General features: G+C 70.3%; 14 protein-coding genes. 4 read left to right on the forward strand and 10 right to left on the reverse strand.

Annotation, left to right across the window (positions count from 1 at the left end; genetic code table 11):
* Positions 1 to 92: 92 nt before the first annotated feature.
* On the reverse strand, positions 93 to 1,775 hold the full coding sequence (locus FZP69_RS16800; protein ID WP_152042533.1) for a TCP-1/cpn60 chaperonin family protein: 1,683 nt from the start codon (positions 1,773 to 1,775) through the stop codon (positions 93 to 95).
* Between the two features lie 935 nt (positions 1,776 to 2,710).
* Here FZP69_RS16800 and FZP69_RS16805 point away from each other — a divergent pair.
* Positions 2,711 to 3,850: a mandelate racemase/muconate lactonizing enzyme family protein gene (locus tag FZP69_RS16805; protein ID WP_152042534.1), complete on the forward strand. Its 1,140-nt coding sequence runs from the start codon at positions 2,711 to 2,713 to the stop codon at positions 3,848 to 3,850.
* 10 nt (positions 3,851 to 3,860) lie between these two features.
* Here the strand turns inward: FZP69_RS16805 and pdxA are convergent, their stop codons facing one another.
* A complete protein-coding gene (gene pdxA / locus FZP69_RS16810) occupies positions 3,861 to 4,886 on the reverse strand; it encodes a 4-hydroxythreonine-4-phosphate dehydrogenase PdxA (protein ID WP_394350163.1) in 1,026 nt (341 codons plus the stop codon).
* The gene (locus FZP69_RS16815; RefSeq protein ID WP_152042535.1) at positions 4,873 to 6,156 is read right to left on the reverse strand and encodes a four-carbon acid sugar kinase family protein; all 1,284 of its coding nucleotides are present in this window, start codon (positions 6,154 to 6,156) and stop codon (positions 4,873 to 4,875) included. Before FZP69_RS16815 ends, pdxA begins: the two co-directional genes overlap by 14 nt.
* Before the next feature lie 231 nt (positions 6,157 to 6,387).
* On the opposite strand from FZP69_RS16815, the gene FZP69_RS16820 reads away from it, so the two are divergent.
* Together FZP69_RS16820 and FZP69_RS16825 are read left to right on the forward strand one after the other, a co-directional pair.
* Positions 6,388 to 7,575 (forward strand): UxaA family hydrolase, encoded by a 1,188-nt coding sequence (locus FZP69_RS16820; protein ID WP_152042536.1) that lies wholly within the window; start codon positions 6,388 to 6,390, stop codon positions 7,573 to 7,575.
* 298 nt (positions 7,576 to 7,873) lie between these two features.
* On the forward strand, positions 7,874 to 8,986 hold the full coding sequence (locus FZP69_RS16825) for a UxaA family hydrolase (protein WP_152042537.1): 1,113 nt from the start codon (positions 7,874 to 7,876) through the stop codon (positions 8,984 to 8,986).
* 106 nt (positions 8,987 to 9,092) lie between these two features.
* Here FZP69_RS16825 and FZP69_RS16830 read toward each other — a convergent pair whose 3' ends face one another.
* The 3 genes from FZP69_RS16830 to FZP69_RS16840 form a co-directional block, all read right to left on the reverse strand.
* The gene (locus FZP69_RS16830) at positions 9,093 to 9,887 is read right to left on the reverse strand and encodes an SDR family NAD(P)-dependent oxidoreductase (RefSeq protein ID WP_152042538.1); all 795 of its coding nucleotides are present in this window, start codon (positions 9,885 to 9,887) and stop codon (positions 9,093 to 9,095) included.
* A gap of 291 nt (positions 9,888 to 10,178) precedes the next feature.
* Positions 10,179 to 10,943, reverse strand: coding sequence for an IclR family transcriptional regulator (locus FZP69_RS16835; RefSeq protein WP_152042539.1), 765 nt, complete (start codon positions 10,941 to 10,943; stop codon positions 10,179 to 10,181).
* Positions 10,944 to 11,067: 124 nt separating this feature from the next.
* Entirely contained in the window at positions 11,068 to 12,108 is a 1,041-nt protein-coding gene (locus FZP69_RS16840; protein ID WP_152042540.1) for a zinc-dependent alcohol dehydrogenase, read from the reverse strand.
* 139 nt (positions 12,109 to 12,247) lie between these two features.
* Between FZP69_RS16840 and FZP69_RS16845 the strand changes: the two genes are divergently transcribed.
* Complete coding sequence (locus FZP69_RS16845) at positions 12,248 to 12,979, forward strand: fumarylacetoacetate hydrolase family protein (RefSeq protein ID WP_152042541.1); 732 nt, start codon at positions 12,248 to 12,250, stop codon at positions 12,977 to 12,979.
* A gap of 258 nt (positions 12,980 to 13,237) precedes the next feature.
* Here FZP69_RS16845 and xacF read toward each other — a convergent pair whose 3' ends face one another.
* The 4 genes from xacF to FZP69_RS16865 all read right to left on the reverse strand — a co-directional run bounded on the left by xacF (position 13,238) and on the right by FZP69_RS16865 (position 17,449).
* Positions 13,238 to 14,686: a 2,5-dioxovalerate dehydrogenase gene (xacF, locus tag FZP69_RS16850; RefSeq protein ID WP_152042542.1), complete on the reverse strand. Its 1,449-nt coding sequence runs from the start codon at positions 14,684 to 14,686 to the stop codon at positions 13,238 to 13,240.
* 132 nt (positions 14,687 to 14,818) lie between these two features.
* The gene (locus FZP69_RS16855) at positions 14,819 to 15,574 is read right to left on the reverse strand and encodes an HAD-IIA family hydrolase (RefSeq protein WP_152042543.1); all 756 of its coding nucleotides are present in this window, start codon (positions 15,572 to 15,574) and stop codon (positions 14,819 to 14,821) included.
* 181 nt (positions 15,575 to 15,755) lie between these two features.
* Complete coding sequence (locus FZP69_RS16860; protein ID WP_152042544.1) at positions 15,756 to 16,196, reverse strand: MaoC/PaaZ C-terminal domain-containing protein; 441 nt, start codon at positions 16,194 to 16,196, stop codon at positions 15,756 to 15,758.
* A gap of 56 nt (positions 16,197 to 16,252) precedes the next feature.
* Positions 16,253 to 17,449, reverse strand: coding sequence for a CaiB/BaiF CoA transferase family protein (locus FZP69_RS16865; protein ID WP_152042545.1), 1,197 nt, complete (start codon positions 17,447 to 17,449; stop codon positions 16,253 to 16,255).
* Between the last annotated feature and the right edge of the window lie 258 nt (positions 17,450 to 17,707).

Here is a 17,707-nt window from a genome sequence, read left to right on the forward strand (position 1 = left end):
GACAGCGAGGACGCGGAGACGAATCCCAGGGTCGACCCTTCGTCGCGGCGCGAACGAGACGGACGGGGCGGACGGTGCCAGCGAAGGGCGACTCACTCGTGTTCGGTCTGGGGGTCGAGCCGTCCGAGGTCGACACCCGGCGTGGCCACGCCGTCGATCGCGAGGAGCTGTTCCGTCGTCGCGACCGCACTGTCGATCGCCTGTGAGAACACGCGACGTGGCTCGACGACGCCGTGTTCCCACGCGTCCACCGGCTCGCCGGTCGCGACGTCGAGCCCGATCGGGGCGGGCCCTTCGCCGGCCGTCGCGTGGGCGTGACGGAGCGTCGCCTGCGTATCGATCGGGTCGAAGCCGGCGTTCCGCGCGAGCGTGACGGCGAGCGACTCACAGACGTCGGCGAACGCCTCGATCGCCAGCTGTTCCTTCCCGGCGACCGTTCGCGCGTACGCGCGAAGATCACGAGCGACGGCGACGGGAGCCGCCCCCGCCCCCGGGAGGAGCTGTCCGTCCATCGCGGCGATCGCGGTGGTCTCGACCGCGTCCTCGACGAGCGCCGTGTGCGTCGAGCGGCTCTGTTCGGTCGGCGCACCGACGACGAGGGTGAACACCGCCCCGTCACACTCGTCGAAGAACGTCCACTTGTCGTCGGCCACGCGGTGTTCGTACGCCCGACCCGCCCGGCCCAGCTTCGAGCGGTCGAGGTCGGCGACGTGGCCGACGACGCTGGCGCCGGTCGCCCGCGCGACCCGGTGGACGTCCGACTTGGGGTACTGCGCCCGGTCGACGACGGCGACGCCGTACGACTCGATGGCCCGCGACACCTGGTCGTCGAGTTCCTCCCTGACGACGAGGACGTCGACGCCGAGCGCCGCGACCTCCGCCGCGACCGAGTCGATCGCCGCCTCCCGGGCGTCGGCGTACGCCGCGAGCCCGGCGGCTCCCTCGACCGTGACGCCCGCGCTGCCGTCACCGCCGAAACTCGTCGCCGTCTCCTCGACGTCGATCGCGTGCTCGACGCAGGCGACGCGGACGTCGGTCCGGACGCCGTCGATCGACGGCGACCAGTCGAACGAGAGGCGGCTCCGCTCGCTGGTCTCGTGGGCACCGGGGCGCCGACGGACGACGTGGCCGCGGTACAGTTCGCAGCCCTCGCCCACCCGGGCCCGGACGGTCACGTCGTCGGTGTCGAGCCAGCCGTCGTCACTGGCCGCCGCGAGTCCCGAGACGGCGGCCGCCACCGCGTCGACGTAGTCGCGCCGACGGCGCTCGTCGAGATCCGTCGTCATCGTCGTCGCGGCGACCTGCGAGAGCAGCGCCCGGTCGGTCGGCTCAACGGGACGGGCGAGGTCGTCGAGGACGCTCCCCGCCCGGTTGGCCGCCATCGCGTAGCCGACGCTGATCGTCCCGACGTGGACGCCCTCGTCGGTCAGGTCGACTCCCGCCTCGATGAGTCGCGCGCCGAGGAGCGCGGCGGCGGTCGTCCCGTCGTACAGACCCCGCCGGACGGAGTCGAGACCGTCGACGAACAGCGCCGCGACGGGGTGGACGAAGCCGTTGCCTCGTTCGATGGCGCCGAGGATGGTGCCGGCGTCTTTCGTCACGACGGTCTCGGGCCGTCCCTTCCCGTCGTCGGTCAGAATCACCGAGTCGGACCCGCGTGGGCCGTACGTCGACGCCACGAGCGACTCGACCGCCCGGGTCGCGTCGACGACGTACTGCCGGGCCGCCTCGTCGCGGGCCAGCCAATCCGTCGTCCGTGGCTCGTCGTGTTCCATGGTGTGCCGCAACGGAGCACGTCATATAAATCCATCTGACCCGTCGTGGCCGCGAGGACGCACGCCCGGTGGGAGACGCCGGGCGTGTTCGCGGCGACGAACCTCGAAGGCCGAACGGTGAACCGGAGGGGATGGTGTGTCCTCGCCCGAGAGAACTCCTCGAAGGGACGGACGATCGCCGTCGTCCTCACCCGTGCTCGTACCGGCGCTGGCGGTCGTCGGGTCGGTGAGGCCGTCGTCACCGCCAGGTGTGTGCGACGATACCGAACGAATGCGTCTCGTCGATCGATACAGTGAAGTACGCAAGCGGTGTCCGGATTCCGGAAGATCGGCGAGAGTCGACCGAAGAGCCACGGATTCGTCTGATTCGAACGGCGTCGTCGGAGAATCCCGGACCAGGGCGATTCCGTCGGTTCACGCGGACGGGAGCAGCCGTTCACCATGGATGAAACGATGGCGCCCGGACGGGACGGAGGTCGACGAGACCGCCGCACCGCGGCGAAGACGGCGAACGAGTGGAGGGAGAGACCGCTCGGCTGCCGGCGGGAACCCACCGGCCGAATCGGCGGTCCTCGGCGTCCCGGCGTGCATCACGGTGCCGAGGGCTCGACCCTCATCTGGAACGCGGAGAAATTACAGCGATACTGATGTAACGAGTAGTCGAACCCGGAGCGGAACCGTGGTCGACGACGCCCGGTGTGTTCGATCGGATAGCGTGCGACGATGTCGGATCGTGTGGGGTGACCACCGGACAGCGCGGCGGTCGGAGCCCGACGGATCCGTTCCAGCGGACGGCGGCATCGCGGCTCACGCCTCGACGCGATGGTTTATTCTCCCTCCGGGCGAGGTCCGACGCATGGGACAGGTCACGACACGGACCACCACCCGACGCGTGGTCGTCGCCGTCGCCGAGCACAGCCGTCGAGTCGGTGGCGATGAGTAGCGTCACGATCGAGCGGGTGGAGACGGTGCCGCTGGAGGCCTCGCTCGACGAGCCGTTCGGCTACGCGCAGGAGTGGGTGACGACGCGGACGGCGCTCCTCGTCCGGATCGAAGCCAGCGACGGGACCGTCGGGTGGGGCGAGTGCTGGGGCCCCATCGCGGGCACCCGGGAGACCGTCGAGCGACTGTTCGCGCCGCACCTCGAAGGGCAGTCGCCGGACGCAGTCGAGCGGCTCTCCGAGGACCTGCACGACCGGGGACGAGCCGCCTACCAGTCGATCGTCCCGCTCCCGGCGCTCTCCGGAGTGGACCTGGCGCTGTGGGACCTCGCGGGCAAGCTCGCCGGTGTTCCAGTCTCGCGGCTCCTCGGCGGGGCGCGGCGGGACGCGGTCCGGGCGTACGCGACGGGCCACTACTTCAGACACGACGCCGACCTCGACGAACAGTACGCCGACATCGCCGCGGAGGCCGAAGCGAACGCCGGCGCGCTCGGGGCGGTCAAAGCGAAGATCGGCCTGCAACTCCTCGGCTACGGGCCCGAGGAGGACGTGGAACTCGTCCGGCGCATCCGCCAGGCGGTCGGCGACGACGTGACGCTCATGGTCGACGCCAACTACGCGTATGACGCGGGGACGGCCCGGACCGTCGGCCGCGGACTCGAAGAGCTCGACGTCTACTGGTTCGAGGAACCGGTACCCCCCGAAGACGTCGCCGGCTACGCGGCGCTGCGCGACGCGCTCGACGTCCGGATCGCCGGCGGCGAGTGCCACACCCCGTGGGAGTTCCGCCACCTGTTCGAGCGCGGGGGCCTCGACGTCGCCCAGCCCGACGTCTGCAACGTCGGCGGGCTGACGGCGGCACGTCGCGTCGCGGCCATGGCCCGCGAGTTCGGCGTTCCCGTGGTGCCACACGTCTGGGGGACGCCCGTCGCGATCGCGGCGAGCCTCCACCTCGTGGCCACGCTCCCCGGGCGGCCGTGGCTCGAGTTCGATCGATCGGCCAACCCCCTCCGGGAGGAACTCGCCGGGACGCCCGTCACGCCCGACGCCGACGGGCGGCTCGCCGTCCCGGACGGCCCCGGACTGGGCGTCGAGATCGATCCGGCGGCGCTCGACCGGTACCGGATCGACTAGGGATCGAGACTCACCGTGCCGTGGCCGAGGCGCGCCCCCGCGCGACCTCGCACGCGACGCGGATCGCGTCGACCATGCTCGTCTCGCTCGCGACCCCCTCGCCCGCGATGTCGAAGGCGGTGCCGTGGTCGACGCTCGTCCGGACGATCGGGAGGCCGATGGTCATGTTGACGCCGCTGACGCCGCCGGTCGCGTCGAAGCCGAGGAGCTTGAGCGGGATATGGCCCTGGTCGTGGTACATCGAGACGACGCAGTCGAAGTCGCCGCGTGCGGCACTGACGTACACCGTGTCCGGCGACTGGGGACCGACGGCGTCGATCCCCCGCTCGCGGGCGCGCTCGACCGCCGGCGCGATCTCCGCGTCGTCTTCGTCGCCGAGCAGCCCGCCGTCCCCAGCGTGGGGGTTCAGCCCCGCGACGGCGATTCGCGGCTCGTCGACGCCGAGTTCACCGAGCGCCTCGTGCGTGACCGCGATCGTGTCGAGCACGCGCTCGGTCGTCACGAGGTCGCACGCCTCGCGGAGGGGGACGTGCGTGCTCACGTGCGTCACGCGCAGGTCGTCCTCGATGAGCATCATCGAGTAGTTCTCGACGCCCGTGCGCTCGGCGAGCAGCCCCGTGTGCCCGGCGTGTTCCGCGCCGGCCATCCGCGTCGCCTGCTTGTTGATCGGCGCGGTCGTGATGGCGTCGACGGCGCCCGCGATCGCGAGGTCGATCGCACGCTCGATGTAGTCGAGGCTGGCCGCGCCGTAGTCGGCGCGGAGCTCGCCGTAGGCGACCTCGTCGACGTTGTCGCAGTCGAGCACCGCGAGGGTCGCCGGGTCGTCGTCGACGGTCGCGAGTTCGGCCTCGTCGACGACGACTACTTCGACGGAGACGTCACAGACATCGACCGCACGCCGCACCACGTCGGCGTCGCCCACGACGACGACGCGGGCGAAGTCGCTCGCCTCGGGGTACCCCTTCACCGCGACTTCCGCGCCGATCCCCGCCGGGTCGCCCATCGTGACGGCGACGAGCGGCTTAGCTGAACTCATCACGTCCCCCGAGACGGGCGGCGCACTTACGTATTGCCCCGGGGCCGCCGAACGCCCCGGCCTTCGTGACGACCGGGGTGCCGTCGGCGACCCCGCCGGCGACGCGACCCAGCGGGATCCCCTCCTCGACCGCCTCGCCCGAGAGGTCGACGCCGACCGCGCCGAGCGTGGCGAACACGTCCGCGGCGACGGCCCCGCCGGTGACGAACAGCGATTCGGGCGGATCGTCGGCCCAGAGCCGCTCGACGGTCCCCCCGAGCGCCTCGGCGACGCGGGCACGGACCGTCGCGCCGTCGAGCCCGCGGTCGCGCCCTGCCGCCAGCGCCCGGTCGGGCGCGTCGGCGTCGGGGGCGGACGCGAGCACGGCGAGCCCCTCGTGGTCGAGCCGCGTGGCACACGCCGCGGCGGCGGCCGTGCTCGCCTCGGCGGGGGCGTCGACGGCGGCCGCCAGGTCGAGCGGGACGAGCGCCGGCTCGGGGAGATCCGCGAGCTGTTCGCGCGTCACCGGACTCGTGCTCCCGACGACACAGAGCACGCTCCGGTCGCGGTGCGGCACGGGCCGGGGACCGCCCCCACGCGAGGGTGGCGTCTCGACGTAGCGGGCGAGGCCGGCGCTCCCGACGTACACCACCGCGGCGTCGACGCGCGCGGCGGCCGCCGCGAGCGTCTCGAGGTGCCGTTCGTGGCTGGCGTCCGCGGCGACGACCACGGGCCCGTCGGCCGCCCAGTCGGCGAGCGCCGCCTCGACCGTCTCGGGACCGGCGGCGACTCGGTCGATCGGGAGGCGGACGACCGGGTGCGCCGACGCCGCAAAGCGCGTCGGCAGGTGGGGCGTCTCGACGGGTGCGTCCGGGTCCGAGCCGGCGTCCGTGTCGGTCACGAGCACGCCGTCGACGAGGTGGTACCCCTCGACCGTCGTCCGCCCGTTCCGGGGCGAGGCGGGGGCGACCAGCGCGAGGTCGGCACCGGTGGCGGCGAGCGCCGCGTCCACCTCGGGGACGAGGTTCCCCCGGAGCGTCGAGTCGACCTTCTTGTAGACGAAGTCGTGATCGTGTGCCGAGATCGCGCGGTCGACGGCGGCGGCGGCCGTCTCGGGCGACGCGTACCGCGAGTCGGTGTCGACGACGAGGACGTCGCTCCCCGTCGCCGCGTCGTCGGCGGCCGACTCGACCGTGACGACGAGCGTCCGGAGCCCGCGCGCGGCGAACTCGTGACCGGTGTCCGACGCGCCCGTGAGGTCGTCGGCGACGACGAGTCCCGGTGAGGTCATGCGGGCCGTTCGACGACGGGGCGCAAAAAGCCTCGCACCGGCGGAGACGGCACAGCGGACGCTCGGGATCGTGGACCCGGACGGACGACCCCCCGCGAGGCCGTGCCGTCGACGGGTGGTCCGCGGTCGACGCGCTGCTCGGTGCGCGTGTCCAGCGGGAACGACCGGTGGTCGACGACCGTTCCGCTGCGTTGAGAAAAGTTAACAAGTGTGTACTGTTCACACACCTGTATGGGACGCACCTTTCGTGGGTACCGTCGGCCAGACGGCCGTGTCGGCGTCCGGAACCACGTCGCGGTGATTCCGACGTCCGTCGCCGGGTCCGCCGTCGCGTCGCGGATCGCGGCGGACGCGGGCCCGCGGGCACGGGCGACACCGCACCAGATGGGGACGACACAGCCCGACGCGGCGCGCCGCCAGACCGAGCGCGTACTCGTCGGCGTCGGGCGGAACCCGAACGTAGGAGCGGCGCTAGTCGTCGAACTCGGCACCGAGGACATCGACGCCGACGCGGTCGCCGACCGTATCGCCGCCGTCGAGACCCCCGTCGAGACGCTCTGCATCCGCGAGGCGGGCGGGACGACGCGCGCGCTCGCCGAGGGTGCCACGCGCCTCTCGCGGCTCGTCACCGAGGCCGAACGGGCCCGCCGGGAGGAGGCCGAGGTCTCCGAACTGGTGTTCGGCGTCGAGTGCGGCGGGAGCGACGCGACCAGCGGCATCGCGGCGAACCCCGCCGTCGGCAACGCCTGCGACCGCCTCGTCGCCGCTGGCGGAACCGCCTGCTTCAGCGAGACCCCCGAGTTCATCGGGGCCGAACACCTCCTCGCCGACCGCTGCGTCGACGACGCGGTGCGCGAACGCCTCTTAGAGCGCGTCGAACATCGCGAGAACATGGCCAAACTCATGGGCGTCGACCTCCGGGGCGCACAGCCGACGCCCGGCAACCAGGAGGGCGGGCTGACGACGATCGAGGAGAAGAGCCTGGGGGCGATCTCGAAGGGCGGAACAACCCCCGTCCGGGGGATCGTCGACTACGGCGAACAGTTGCCAGTCGGTGGCGGGCTCGTCCTGATGGACACGCCCGGCTACGACGTCGAGAGCGTCGTCGGCAAGGTGGCGGGCGGCGCGCAAGTGATCGCGTTCACCACGGGGAGAGGCAGTACCACCGGCAACCCCATCGCCCCCGTCATCAAGGTCACCGGCAACCCCAAGACCTGGCGGAAGATGTCGAACAACATGGACGTCGACGCCTCGACGGTGTTCGACGGCGAGTCGCTCGACACCGTGGGTGAACGCGTCTACGAGAAACTGATCGCAGTGGCCGGCGGCGAGCTCACCGAGGCCGAACACCGCCGCCTCGAGGAGTTCGCCATCAACGAGATCCAGCCCGAAGAGCTACAGGTGGAGGCCGGCGGATGACGGGCGGCAGGTCGCTCCCGCCTCGATCGACTGGGACAGCGCCGGGTGGGGCGGGTGGACGTCTGTACGCCGGCGGCCACGGACGGCGACGGGGACGGGGACGAGCCGACCGAGTGACGAGACGAGCCGAGCGAACGACGAGACGAGCCGAGCGAACGACGAGACGAACCGACCGAGCGACGAGACGAACCGACCGAGCGACGAGACGAACCGACCGAGCGACGAGACGAACCGACCGAGCGACGAGACGAGCCGAGCGAACGACGAGACCGGCCGAGCGGACGCGAGGTGACGGGCGGTGAGTGCACCGACCGTGACCCAGCGGACGTTTCGGGGGATCGAACGCGACGACGGCTCGGTCGGCGTCCGCGACCACGTGCTCGTGTTGCCCTCGGTGATCTGTTCGCACGCCGTCGCCGACCGCATCGCCGAGCGGGTCGAGGGTGCGGTGAGCGCGCCGCACGACCACGGCTGTGCGCAGCTCGGTGCAGACAACGAACAGACGCGGCGGACGCTGCTCTCGTTGGCGGAGAGCCCGAACGTGGCGGGGACGGTCGTCGTCGGTCTCGGCTGCGAGGCGGTCCAGAGTGCCGACGTGAAAGCCACGCTCGAGGCGCGAGGCGTCACGGTGCGCGAACTGTCGATCCAGGACGCCGGCGGCACCGACGAGTGCGTCGAGCGCGGCGTCGAGGCGGCCCGGGAACTCGTCGAGGCGGAGCGCGCGGACCGACGGCCCGCGGATCTGGGCGAGGTGACGCTCGGCGTCGTGTCGAGCGACCTCGACGCCTCGACCGTCGAACGGGGTGACCCGCTCGTCGGTGGGCTGGCGCGTGCGGTGGTCGCCGCCGGTGGCCGCGTCGTCGCCGCCGGGAGCGAGCGACTCGTCGCGCACGCGGAGACGGCCCGGGAGGCGTGTATCGAGGACGCACGCGAGGCGTTCGACGCGCTCGCCGACAGACACGCTGGGCACCCGGCCCGGGCGACGCGCGTGGCGCGCTTCGCCCGTGACCTCTCGTTCGCGGAGGCGACCGGCGCGTGGGGCGACCTGCCGATCAGGGACGTCCTCCGATACGGCGAGCGAGCCACGCACGCGGAGGGGCTGGTCGTGGTCGACGCCCCCTCGCGGTTCGCCGAGGCGACGACCGCACTCGCGGCCGCGGGTGCGAACCTCGTCGTGCACGTGACGGGCGACGGCGTCCTCGCCGGACACCCGCTCGTTCCCGTGATCAAGGTGACCGGCGACCCGGGGACGGCCGCCGCGCTGCCGGAGGACATCGACGTGAACGCGACGGCTGCGAGCGCGGACGACCTCCTGGAGACCGTCCTCGACGTCGCGGACGGTGCGGAGAGCTGCGCGGAGCGACACGGGCTGACCCAGTTCGCGATCACGCGGATCGGACCGTCGATGTGAGGGCCTGGGTGTGAGTGAGAGTGGAGCCGTCGGTGCGGGTCGGGCACGGATCGTCGACGGTGCCGACGAGCGTCGACGAGCGTCGACGGAGGTCGGGCGACCGTCCTCACTCGAACGCGCTCGGGAAGAACCCCCCGTCGACGGTGAGGATCGAGCCGGTGACGTACGAGGCGGCGTCGCTCGCGAGGTAGACGGCCGCTCCCGCGACGTCCTCCGGCCGGCCGATCCGCTTCGCCGGTGCCCGCGCAGTGATCCGTTCGTACCGCGGTGACCCCTCGACGTACGCGTCGGCGGTCTGTGCGGTCGCGATGAAGCCCGGACGGATGGCGTTGATCCGCACTTCTGGGCCCAGATCCTTCGCCGCCGCCCGCGTGTAGCTGTCGATGCCACCCTTCGCGGTCGCGTACGCGACGAGGTCCGGGATCCCCATCTGCGAGGAGAGCGAGGCGATGTTGATCACGCTCTCGACGCCCGTCTCGCGGACGAACGTCTGGACGGTCCGGTGGACGCCCGTCAGCTGGACGTCGAGAACCCCGTCCCACTCGTCGTCGGTCACGTCGACCACGGAAGAGCGGGCGATGGCGCTCGGCGAGTTGACGAGCGCGTCGACGTCGCCGAAGCGGTCGACGGCGGCGTCGGCCAGGCGTTCGAGCGACGCGCGGTCGGTCACGTCGCACGTCCGCTCGAGCGCCTCGGCACCGCGCTCGCGGACCTCTCCTGCGACGTGTTCGACCCGCTCGGCGGTTCGGCTCGTCGGAACGACGTTCGCACCCTCCTCGGCACAGGCGAGGGCGATCCCGCGACCGATCCCGCTCGTCCCACCCACGACGACGACGGTCTTGTCGGCGACCGTGACGGGGTCGTAGCTGAACGGTGCGTACGCGTCGAACTCCTCGGACATGGCCGTCGGTGTGTGACCCGGTGTGAAATACGTTCGCATCGACCGGCGTCCCGGACGGACCCGGAGGCGGCCGACGGAAGAGCGGAGAGCCGACGCCGAGAGAGGCAGTCGCCGCAGTGTGGATGGCCGCGTGGGGTCCGGCGACCGTAGGTGGTGTGGCCGCGTGGTCGATCGGCAGAAGGTGGTGGTGTGGCCACGAGGTGCCGCCTCGTGGAGCTCTGAGAGGATTCGGCCCGGCGGACCGCGGCCCGCGCTGGTTCTGCGAGAGTCGAAGGCGCGTCAGTCGGGTCGTTACGAGTACGTCAGGTTGATCTCCGTGACGTTCGCGACGCTCTGGACGCGTTCCGGGATCTCCGACTCGAACCGCTCGCCCTTCATCCGACTCGTCGGCCCGGCGACGCTGACGGCACCGATGGCGACGCCGTCGGTGTCGGTGATGGGCGCGGCGACACAGCGGAGGCCGGAGAGCCGTTCCCCGTTGTCCTGGGCGTAGCCGCGCTCTCTGATCCGTTCGAGCTCCGCGTCGAGCTCCTCCCGGGTGGTGATCGTGTCGGCCGTCCGCGCCGGGAGCCCCCAGCGGTCGACGATCTCGTCGACGCGCTCCTCGGGGAGGTACGCGAGGATGGCCTTCCCGAGCGAGGTGCAGTGGAGGCCGACCCGCATCCCGGCGTGGGTGTCGAGACTGACAGCCTGTGCACCCTTCGCGCGGTAGAGGTAGACGCCCTGGCCGTGTTCCTCGACGAGCAGGTTCGCCAGTTCGCCCGTCTCCTCGGCCAGCGCGTCGATCTCGGGTTTGGCGACCTCGTAGATCCGCATCCGGTCGCGCGTGTGCTCCCCGAAGTCGAGAAAGCGCAGGCCGAGACAGTACGTGTCGTTTTCCTGCACGACGTACTCGTGTTCGCGTAGCGTTCGCAGGTGGCTGTACACCGTACTCTTGGGCAGGCCCAGCTCCTTCGCCAGCTCCGTCACGCCGGCACTTCCCCGCTCTTTCAGCACCTCGAGTATTCGCAGCGACGTCCCCAGCGCCCCGATCGTGTTCCCCGTGTTTGTTGCCATGCCGCCATTACATTGTAGATAATGATACAAAACGTTTGTTCATCATCGGCGCACACGAACCGCAACCGAGTCATCGAACTGATGTATCGACCCCGACCGGATCGGTCGTCCGGTGACGGCGGATTCAGGGGTCCCAGAAGCCGAAGACGGGTTTGAGCGTCTCCCCCGCGAGGAACGCCTCGAAGGCCGCCGTGGGGTCGTCGACCGAGAAGGAGGTGTCGATGAGCACCCCGGGGTCGATGCTGTCGTTGGCCATGAGTTCGAGCGCCTGTCTGAAGTTGCGGTGGGCGGAGCCGTAGGAGGTGTTGAGGTCGACCTCGCCGCGGACGAGCGGCGTCATGAACAGCTCGCTGTCGTCGGCTGGGAGGCCGACGACGACGATCTGTCCGCCGCGGCGGATCTGCTCGGCGGCCATCTCGACCCCCGAGTGGTGTCCCGTCGTGTCGAACACCACGTCGAAGCCGACGCCGTCGGTGAACGCGTCGGTGACCTCGTCGAGGTCGTCGCGCTGGGCGTTGACGGTTTCGAGACCGAGCTCCGCACCGAGCGGCAGCCGGTAGTCGGCGTCGCGGTCGAGCCCCGAGAGGACGACGTTCGCCCCGAGCGAGTGGGCGATCACCGCCGACAGCATCCCGATGGGACCGGGCCCCTCGACGAGGACGCGGTCGCCCGGCTGGACGACCGACTGGTCGAGGACCGCCCTGGCGGCGATACTCGTCGGCTCCGTGACGGCCGCGTGTTCGAGCGGCACTTCCTCGGGGATCGTGACGAGATACCGTTCGTCCACGGTGACGTACTCCGTGTACGCGCCGTCGGTGTGCATCCCGGTGATCTCGAAGTTCTGGCAGACGTTCGACTGCCCGTTCAGGCACTGGAAACAGTGACCGCACTCGTGGATCGGCCGCTCGACGACGGTGTCGTCGACCGCGACGTTCGAGACGTGTTCGCCGACCTCGACGACCCGCCCGGCGTACTCGTGACCCATCACCCGCGGGATCGGGATCCACTCGTACCCCTGGTCGAACTTGTACGCGTGTGCGTCGCTGCCGCAGAGACCGGCGCTGTGGACGCGCACGAGCGCTTCGTCGGGACCGGGTGTCGGTCGGTCGCGTTCTCGTACCTCGATACCTCCGCGTTCGGGGGCGGTCTGATAGATGGCTTTCACGGTGGGGCTCCGTCGGGGTGTGACGTGGTGTCAGTCGGCTATTCAACCTTTCGCCACGGGGTGTGAGAGCCGTGACGTCGAGTCGCCCGTGCTTGTCGGGAGCCGAAACGTTTTGACGGTTCGGAGAGAGGCGTCGAACATGTATCGCGCCCGTTTCCGCGACCCTGCAGGCAGTGTCCGAACCGGCCAGTGGACCGACGGTAGCGTCGAGTTCGGTGGCGAGACGTACGACGTCGACGACGTCGATCTGCTCCCGCCCTGTGAGCCGAGCAAGATCGTCTGCGTGGGGCTGAACTACGCGAACCACGCCGCCGAGTCGGGGATGGAGATCCCCGACCGCCCGCTGCTCTTCTTGAAGCCGCCGAACGCGCTCGCCGCCCACGGGAGTACCGTGACGCTCCCGGCGGGGAAAGAGCGCGTCGACTACGAGGCCGAACTGGGCGTCGTCATCGGCGAGCAGTGCCGACACGTCTCCGAGGACGAGGCGATGGACGTCGTCGCGGGCTTCACCTGCGTGAACGACGTCTCGAACCGCGACGATCAGGAGATCGAACAGAACTGGATCCGCGGGAAGGCGTTCGACAACAGCGCCCCGCTCGGCCCCGTCGTCGCCACCCCCGACGAGGTCGCCGAGGACGCCCGGATCAGCCTCCGCGTCAACGGCGAGACCAAACAGGACTCCTCACGCGCGGACTTCATCTTCTCGGTGCCCGAGCTCGTCGCGGAGATCACGACGTACATGACGCTCGAGGCGGGCGACGTCATCTCGACGGGCACGCCCGAGGGCGTCGGCCCGCTCGCCGACGGCGACACGGTCGAGGTCGACGTCGAGGGGATCCCGACGCTCGAACACTCGGTCAGGTCCGACTGAGCCGGACGACGCGAGGCTGCCGGCATCGACTCTCCCGAGTCGGTCCGCATCGACTCCGCGACTCGCTCCGGCAATAGGAGGAAACGGAACCGACGGCGAGCGTCAGCCCGCCTGCGAACGCCGCGAAGATCGCGTCCCGGGCGCGGTCGTCCGTATCGACAGGACCACCCCGACCACGGGGAGTCCGGCGGGACGAACGGGGCGGCGGTCGCCGCGCGGTGGATCCGTCCGTCCGGGCTCACCGGCTCAGTAGTCCGTTCAGTAGTTGGTGTAGACGGTCTTCGTCTGGGTGAAGAACTCCAGCCCCGCGTCGCCCTGCTCGCGGTAGGTGTTGCTCGAGGAGTTCTTCACGCCGCCGAACGGGACGTGGAGTTCGACGCCGGTCGTCTTCTCGTTCACCTTCACGACGCCGGCCTCGACCTCGTCGACGAACCGGTTCGCCTCCGAGAGGTCGTCGGTGACGATGCTGGCCGAGAGGCCGTAGTCGACGCCGTTGGCGACCTCGACGGCCTCGGCGAAGTTCTCGACGCGGATCACCGCGACCGCCGGCCCGAACACTTCTTCCTGGGCGATCCGCATCGAGGGGTCGACGTCCGAGAAGACGGCGGGCGAGACGAAGTAGCCGTCCGCGCCGTCGACGTCCACGCGCTCGCCCCCGGTCGCCAGCGTCGCGCCCTCGTCGACCGCGATGTCGACGTAGTCGAGGGTGCCCTCGAGCTCGTCCGCGCTCGCCTGTGGCCCCATGTCGGGGTCCTCGAGACCGGGTCCGATCTCGATCGCCTCGGCGTGGGCGACGAGTTCGTCGACGAACTCGTCGTACACCTCGTCGTGGACGATCGCGCGGGACGTCGCCGTGCAGGCCTGGCCGGTGACGCCGAACGCGCCCGCCGCGACGATGTCGACCGCCTCGTCGACGTCGGCGTTCGACGTGACGACCGCCGGGTTCTTCCCACCCATCTCCGTCTGGACGCGCTTGCCGCCGTCCGTGGCGTCGTCGTAGACGTGGTGACCGACCGCGGAGCTCCCGGTGAAGGAGACGGCGTCCACGTCGTCGTGGCCGGAGATCGTCGAGCCGACCTCGCTGCCGGGGCCGGCGACGAGGTTCACGACGCCGTCGGGGATCCCCGCGTCGTCGAGTGCCTCGACGATGGCCTTCCCGACCGAGGGGGCGAGCGTCGCCGGCTTGAGCACGACCGTGTTGCCCGTCGCGAGCGCGGGAGCGAGCTTCCACGCCGGGATGGCGATGGGGTAGTTCCACGGCGTGATGAGCCCGGCCACGCCGAGCGGTTCCTTGCGCGTCGAGACCTGCCGGTTCGTGCCGCTCGGTGCCTTCACCTCACCGCCGTGGTCGCGGGCCTTCTGCCCGTAGTAGTAGAAGATGTCGATGGCCCGCTGCACCTCCCCGCCCGACTCGCTCAGCGTCTTCCCCTCCTCGCGGGTGAGCAGCTCGGTCAGCTCCTCCTTGCGGGCCTCGAGCCGCTGGGCCGTGCGGGTGAGGATCGCGCCGCGCTCTGGCCCGGGCGTCGCCGCCCACCCGCCGGCCGCCGCGGCGGCGGCCTCGATCGCCGTCTCGGTGTCCGCGACGCCGGACTTCGCGTACTCCGCGACGACCTCGTCCGTGTGCGCCGGGTTCCGTACCTCGAACGTCTCGCCGGTCGCCGCACCGGTCCACTCGCCGTCGACGTAGTTGGTGGCTGGCGTTGCCATGTGTACGATATGACGCTCGTCCCTCATTAGCCCTCTCGCACCTGCGGTCCCTTGCCGATAGTTCGGTCGTGCCACGGGAGCCGACGGAGGCGACGCTGAAACGTCGGCGCGGGAGCCGGTCTCGTCCTCCGATCACTCCTCGAACAGGTCCGCTAACCCGGAGATCGTCGCGTCCGGGGTCGGGCCGTCGGTCGACCGGACCGCGTGCGCCGTCACGAGGATGGCGTCGATGCCGGCCCGGGACGCACCCGCGACGTCGGCCGCCGGGGTGTCGCCGATCATCGCCACCGAAGCCGTCTCCAGCGACGCCAGTGCGTAGTCGAACAGCCGTCGCTCCGGCTTGCCGATCACCGTCGCCGTGCGGTTCGTCGCGGTCTCGATCGCGCTGGCGATCGCCCCGACGCCCGGGATCGGCCCGTCCGGTTGCGGGACGACAGCGTCCGCGTTCACCGCCACGAGCGGGACGTCGTGTCGGTGGACGAGCCGTGTCGCCCGCGTGAGATCCGCGTAGTCCGTGGTGTCGTCGTGGCCCACGACGACGGCGTCGACCGCGTCGTCGGCCACGACGACGCCGCCGCGTTCGAGTTCCGCCCGGAGCGAACCCGTTCCGACGACGGAGACCGTCTCCAGACCCCGATCCCGGAGGTACTCACCCGTCGCCCAGGCCGCACTCACGATCTCCCGTCGACTCGCGTCGATCCCCATGCCGGCGAGCTTCGTCCGGATCTCGTCGCGCGTCCGCGAGGAGTTGTTCGTCACGAAGCGGACGGGGATCGCCCGCTCTCGGAGTCGCTCGATCGCGTCGACGGCTCCGGGTATCGGTTCGTCGCCGACGTAGACGACGCCGTCGAGATCGACGAGGAACGCGTCGTAGTCGTCTACGAGCATCGGTGCTCCGTGAGTTCGGCTGCGACGTGCTCGATCCGCCGGCTCGTCGGGTCGTCTCCAGCACGCCGCGGTCGTCTCCGCCGGTGAACCGGGCCGGCACTGTTTCGTCTGGCACGCCCGTGCACGCGAACGAGGTCCCGCCGAGGCCAGTTGACTCTTCTGCTCCGCGCGGCGCGAGGCGTCACGCCGCGTCCGAACGCTCGAACAGTTCCAGCTTGTCGCACGCCAGCACCGTCTCGTCGTCCTGGTTCCTCACGTCGAAGTGTTTCGTCACCACCCCGTACGCGTCCGACTTGACCGACTTGTCGGTCACCTCGACCTCGACGTGGATCGTGTCGCCGAGCATCGTCGGGTTCACGAAGCGCATCGACTCGAAGCCGTACATGAAGGCGTGCTCGTTCTCGGTGCTCTCGAGGGCGGCGGCGATGCTCAGCACCAACAGCCCGTGAGCGATCCGACTGCCGAACTCCGAGGCCCCCGCGAACTCCGCGTCGACGTGGTAGGGGTGGAAGTCCCCGGAGACGCCCGCGTAGTTGACCACGTCGGCTTCGGTGACGGTTCGTCCGTCGGTCTGCCACTGTTCTCCCACGTCGACCTCCTCGTAGTACCGGTCGTCACTCATGGAATGCGTTCCGGGGCGACCTAGTATAAAACTGTCTCGTCGATCGACCGGTCGGATCAGTCCTCGTCGGTCGACCGGTCGGCTCCCGTGACGGCCCTGATCTCGTCCGCGGAGTAGCCCATCTCTTCGAGCACGTCCTCGGTGTGTTCGCCGACCGACGGCGGTGGATACCGGACCGTCTCCTCGCTCTCGGACATCTCGACCGGGAAGCCGGCCGTCTTGAACGTCCCGACCTCGGGGTGGTCGATCTCGAGGATCATGTCGTTGTGCTGGACCTGGGGGTTGTCCTCGAGATCCGAGAGCTCCGCCACCTCGACCGCCTGGACGTCCGCCTCGGAGAGCATGTCGACGAGGCGGTCCGCCGACTCCTCCACGGTGTGCGATTCGATGAGGCGGTGGACCCGGTCGCGGTCCTCGAAGATCGCCTCGATGTCGTCGTCGTACGCACACAGTTCCTCGCTGCCGAACGTCTCGCCGACGGCGGTCAACGAGGACATGCCGATGGCGATGTGACTCGACTCGGTCTCGTAGATGCCGTAGGGCGGCCAGAACATCGGGTGGCCGAGGTTCCGCTCGCTGGGCGTCAGGTCCTCGCCCGCGTTGAGGACGTAGGTCAGTTCGTTACACTGGAAGTCGATCGCCGAGTTGAGCAGGTTGGCCTCGATCTTCTGGCCCTCGCCGGTCAGTTCCCGGTGGTACAGCGCGTACATCGTGTACAGGGCGATGAGCGTCGCGGAGTGCGCGTCGACGACGACCGAGCCGGTGCCCATCGGTGGGTCCCCGGCTCTCCCGGTGTTGGCGGCGAGGCCCGTCATCGCCTGGTAGAGGAGGTCCTGTCCGGGTCGGTCCGCGTACGGGCCGCTGGAGCCGTACGCCGACCCCGAGACGTAGATGATGGACGGATCTACCTCCCGGATCGTCTCGTAGTCCAGCCCCAGACGCCTCATGACGTCGGGTCTGAAGTTCTCCATCACGACGTCGGCCTCCCTGACGATGTCGAGCGCCGCCTCGTACCCCTCGTCGGATTTGAGGTCGAGGGCGACGCTGCGCTTGTTCCGATCCTTCGCCAGGAAGCCGTACGACCACTCACCGTACATCTCACCGTTGAACCGGACCCCCCGTTCGAGTTCCCCGTGGGGCGGTTCGATCTTGATCACGTCCGCACCCATGTCACCGAGCTTTTGTGACGCCCACCCACCCTGCATCATCTGCGTGAAATCAGCGACGACGACGTCCGATAACACCTGCTTCATGCCCCCACATCAGATCCCGCGGTGTAATACTTTGTGTTCGGCGGGGTCACGGCACACGTCCCACGCGCGGTATAACCTCGACGGAGCGTTCCGTGCGGCGTGGCCGGTCCCCACGATCGAGGACAGCGGGGACGACCCAGTTCGGTGTGGCGAGCGAAGTCGGCGAGGTGAACCCGGTCGGTGTGCCGAGCCAAATCGGCGAGGTGACCCCGGTCGACTCCTGCCGGTCCCCTCGGTGGCGCGGCGGTGGGGGGAGCG

Origin of the sequence: Salinigranum salinum (assembly GCF_009176545.1) — an archaeon.
Classification (GTDB): Archaea; Halobacteriota; Halobacteria; order Halobacteriales; family Haloferacaceae; genus Salinigranum; species Salinigranum salinum.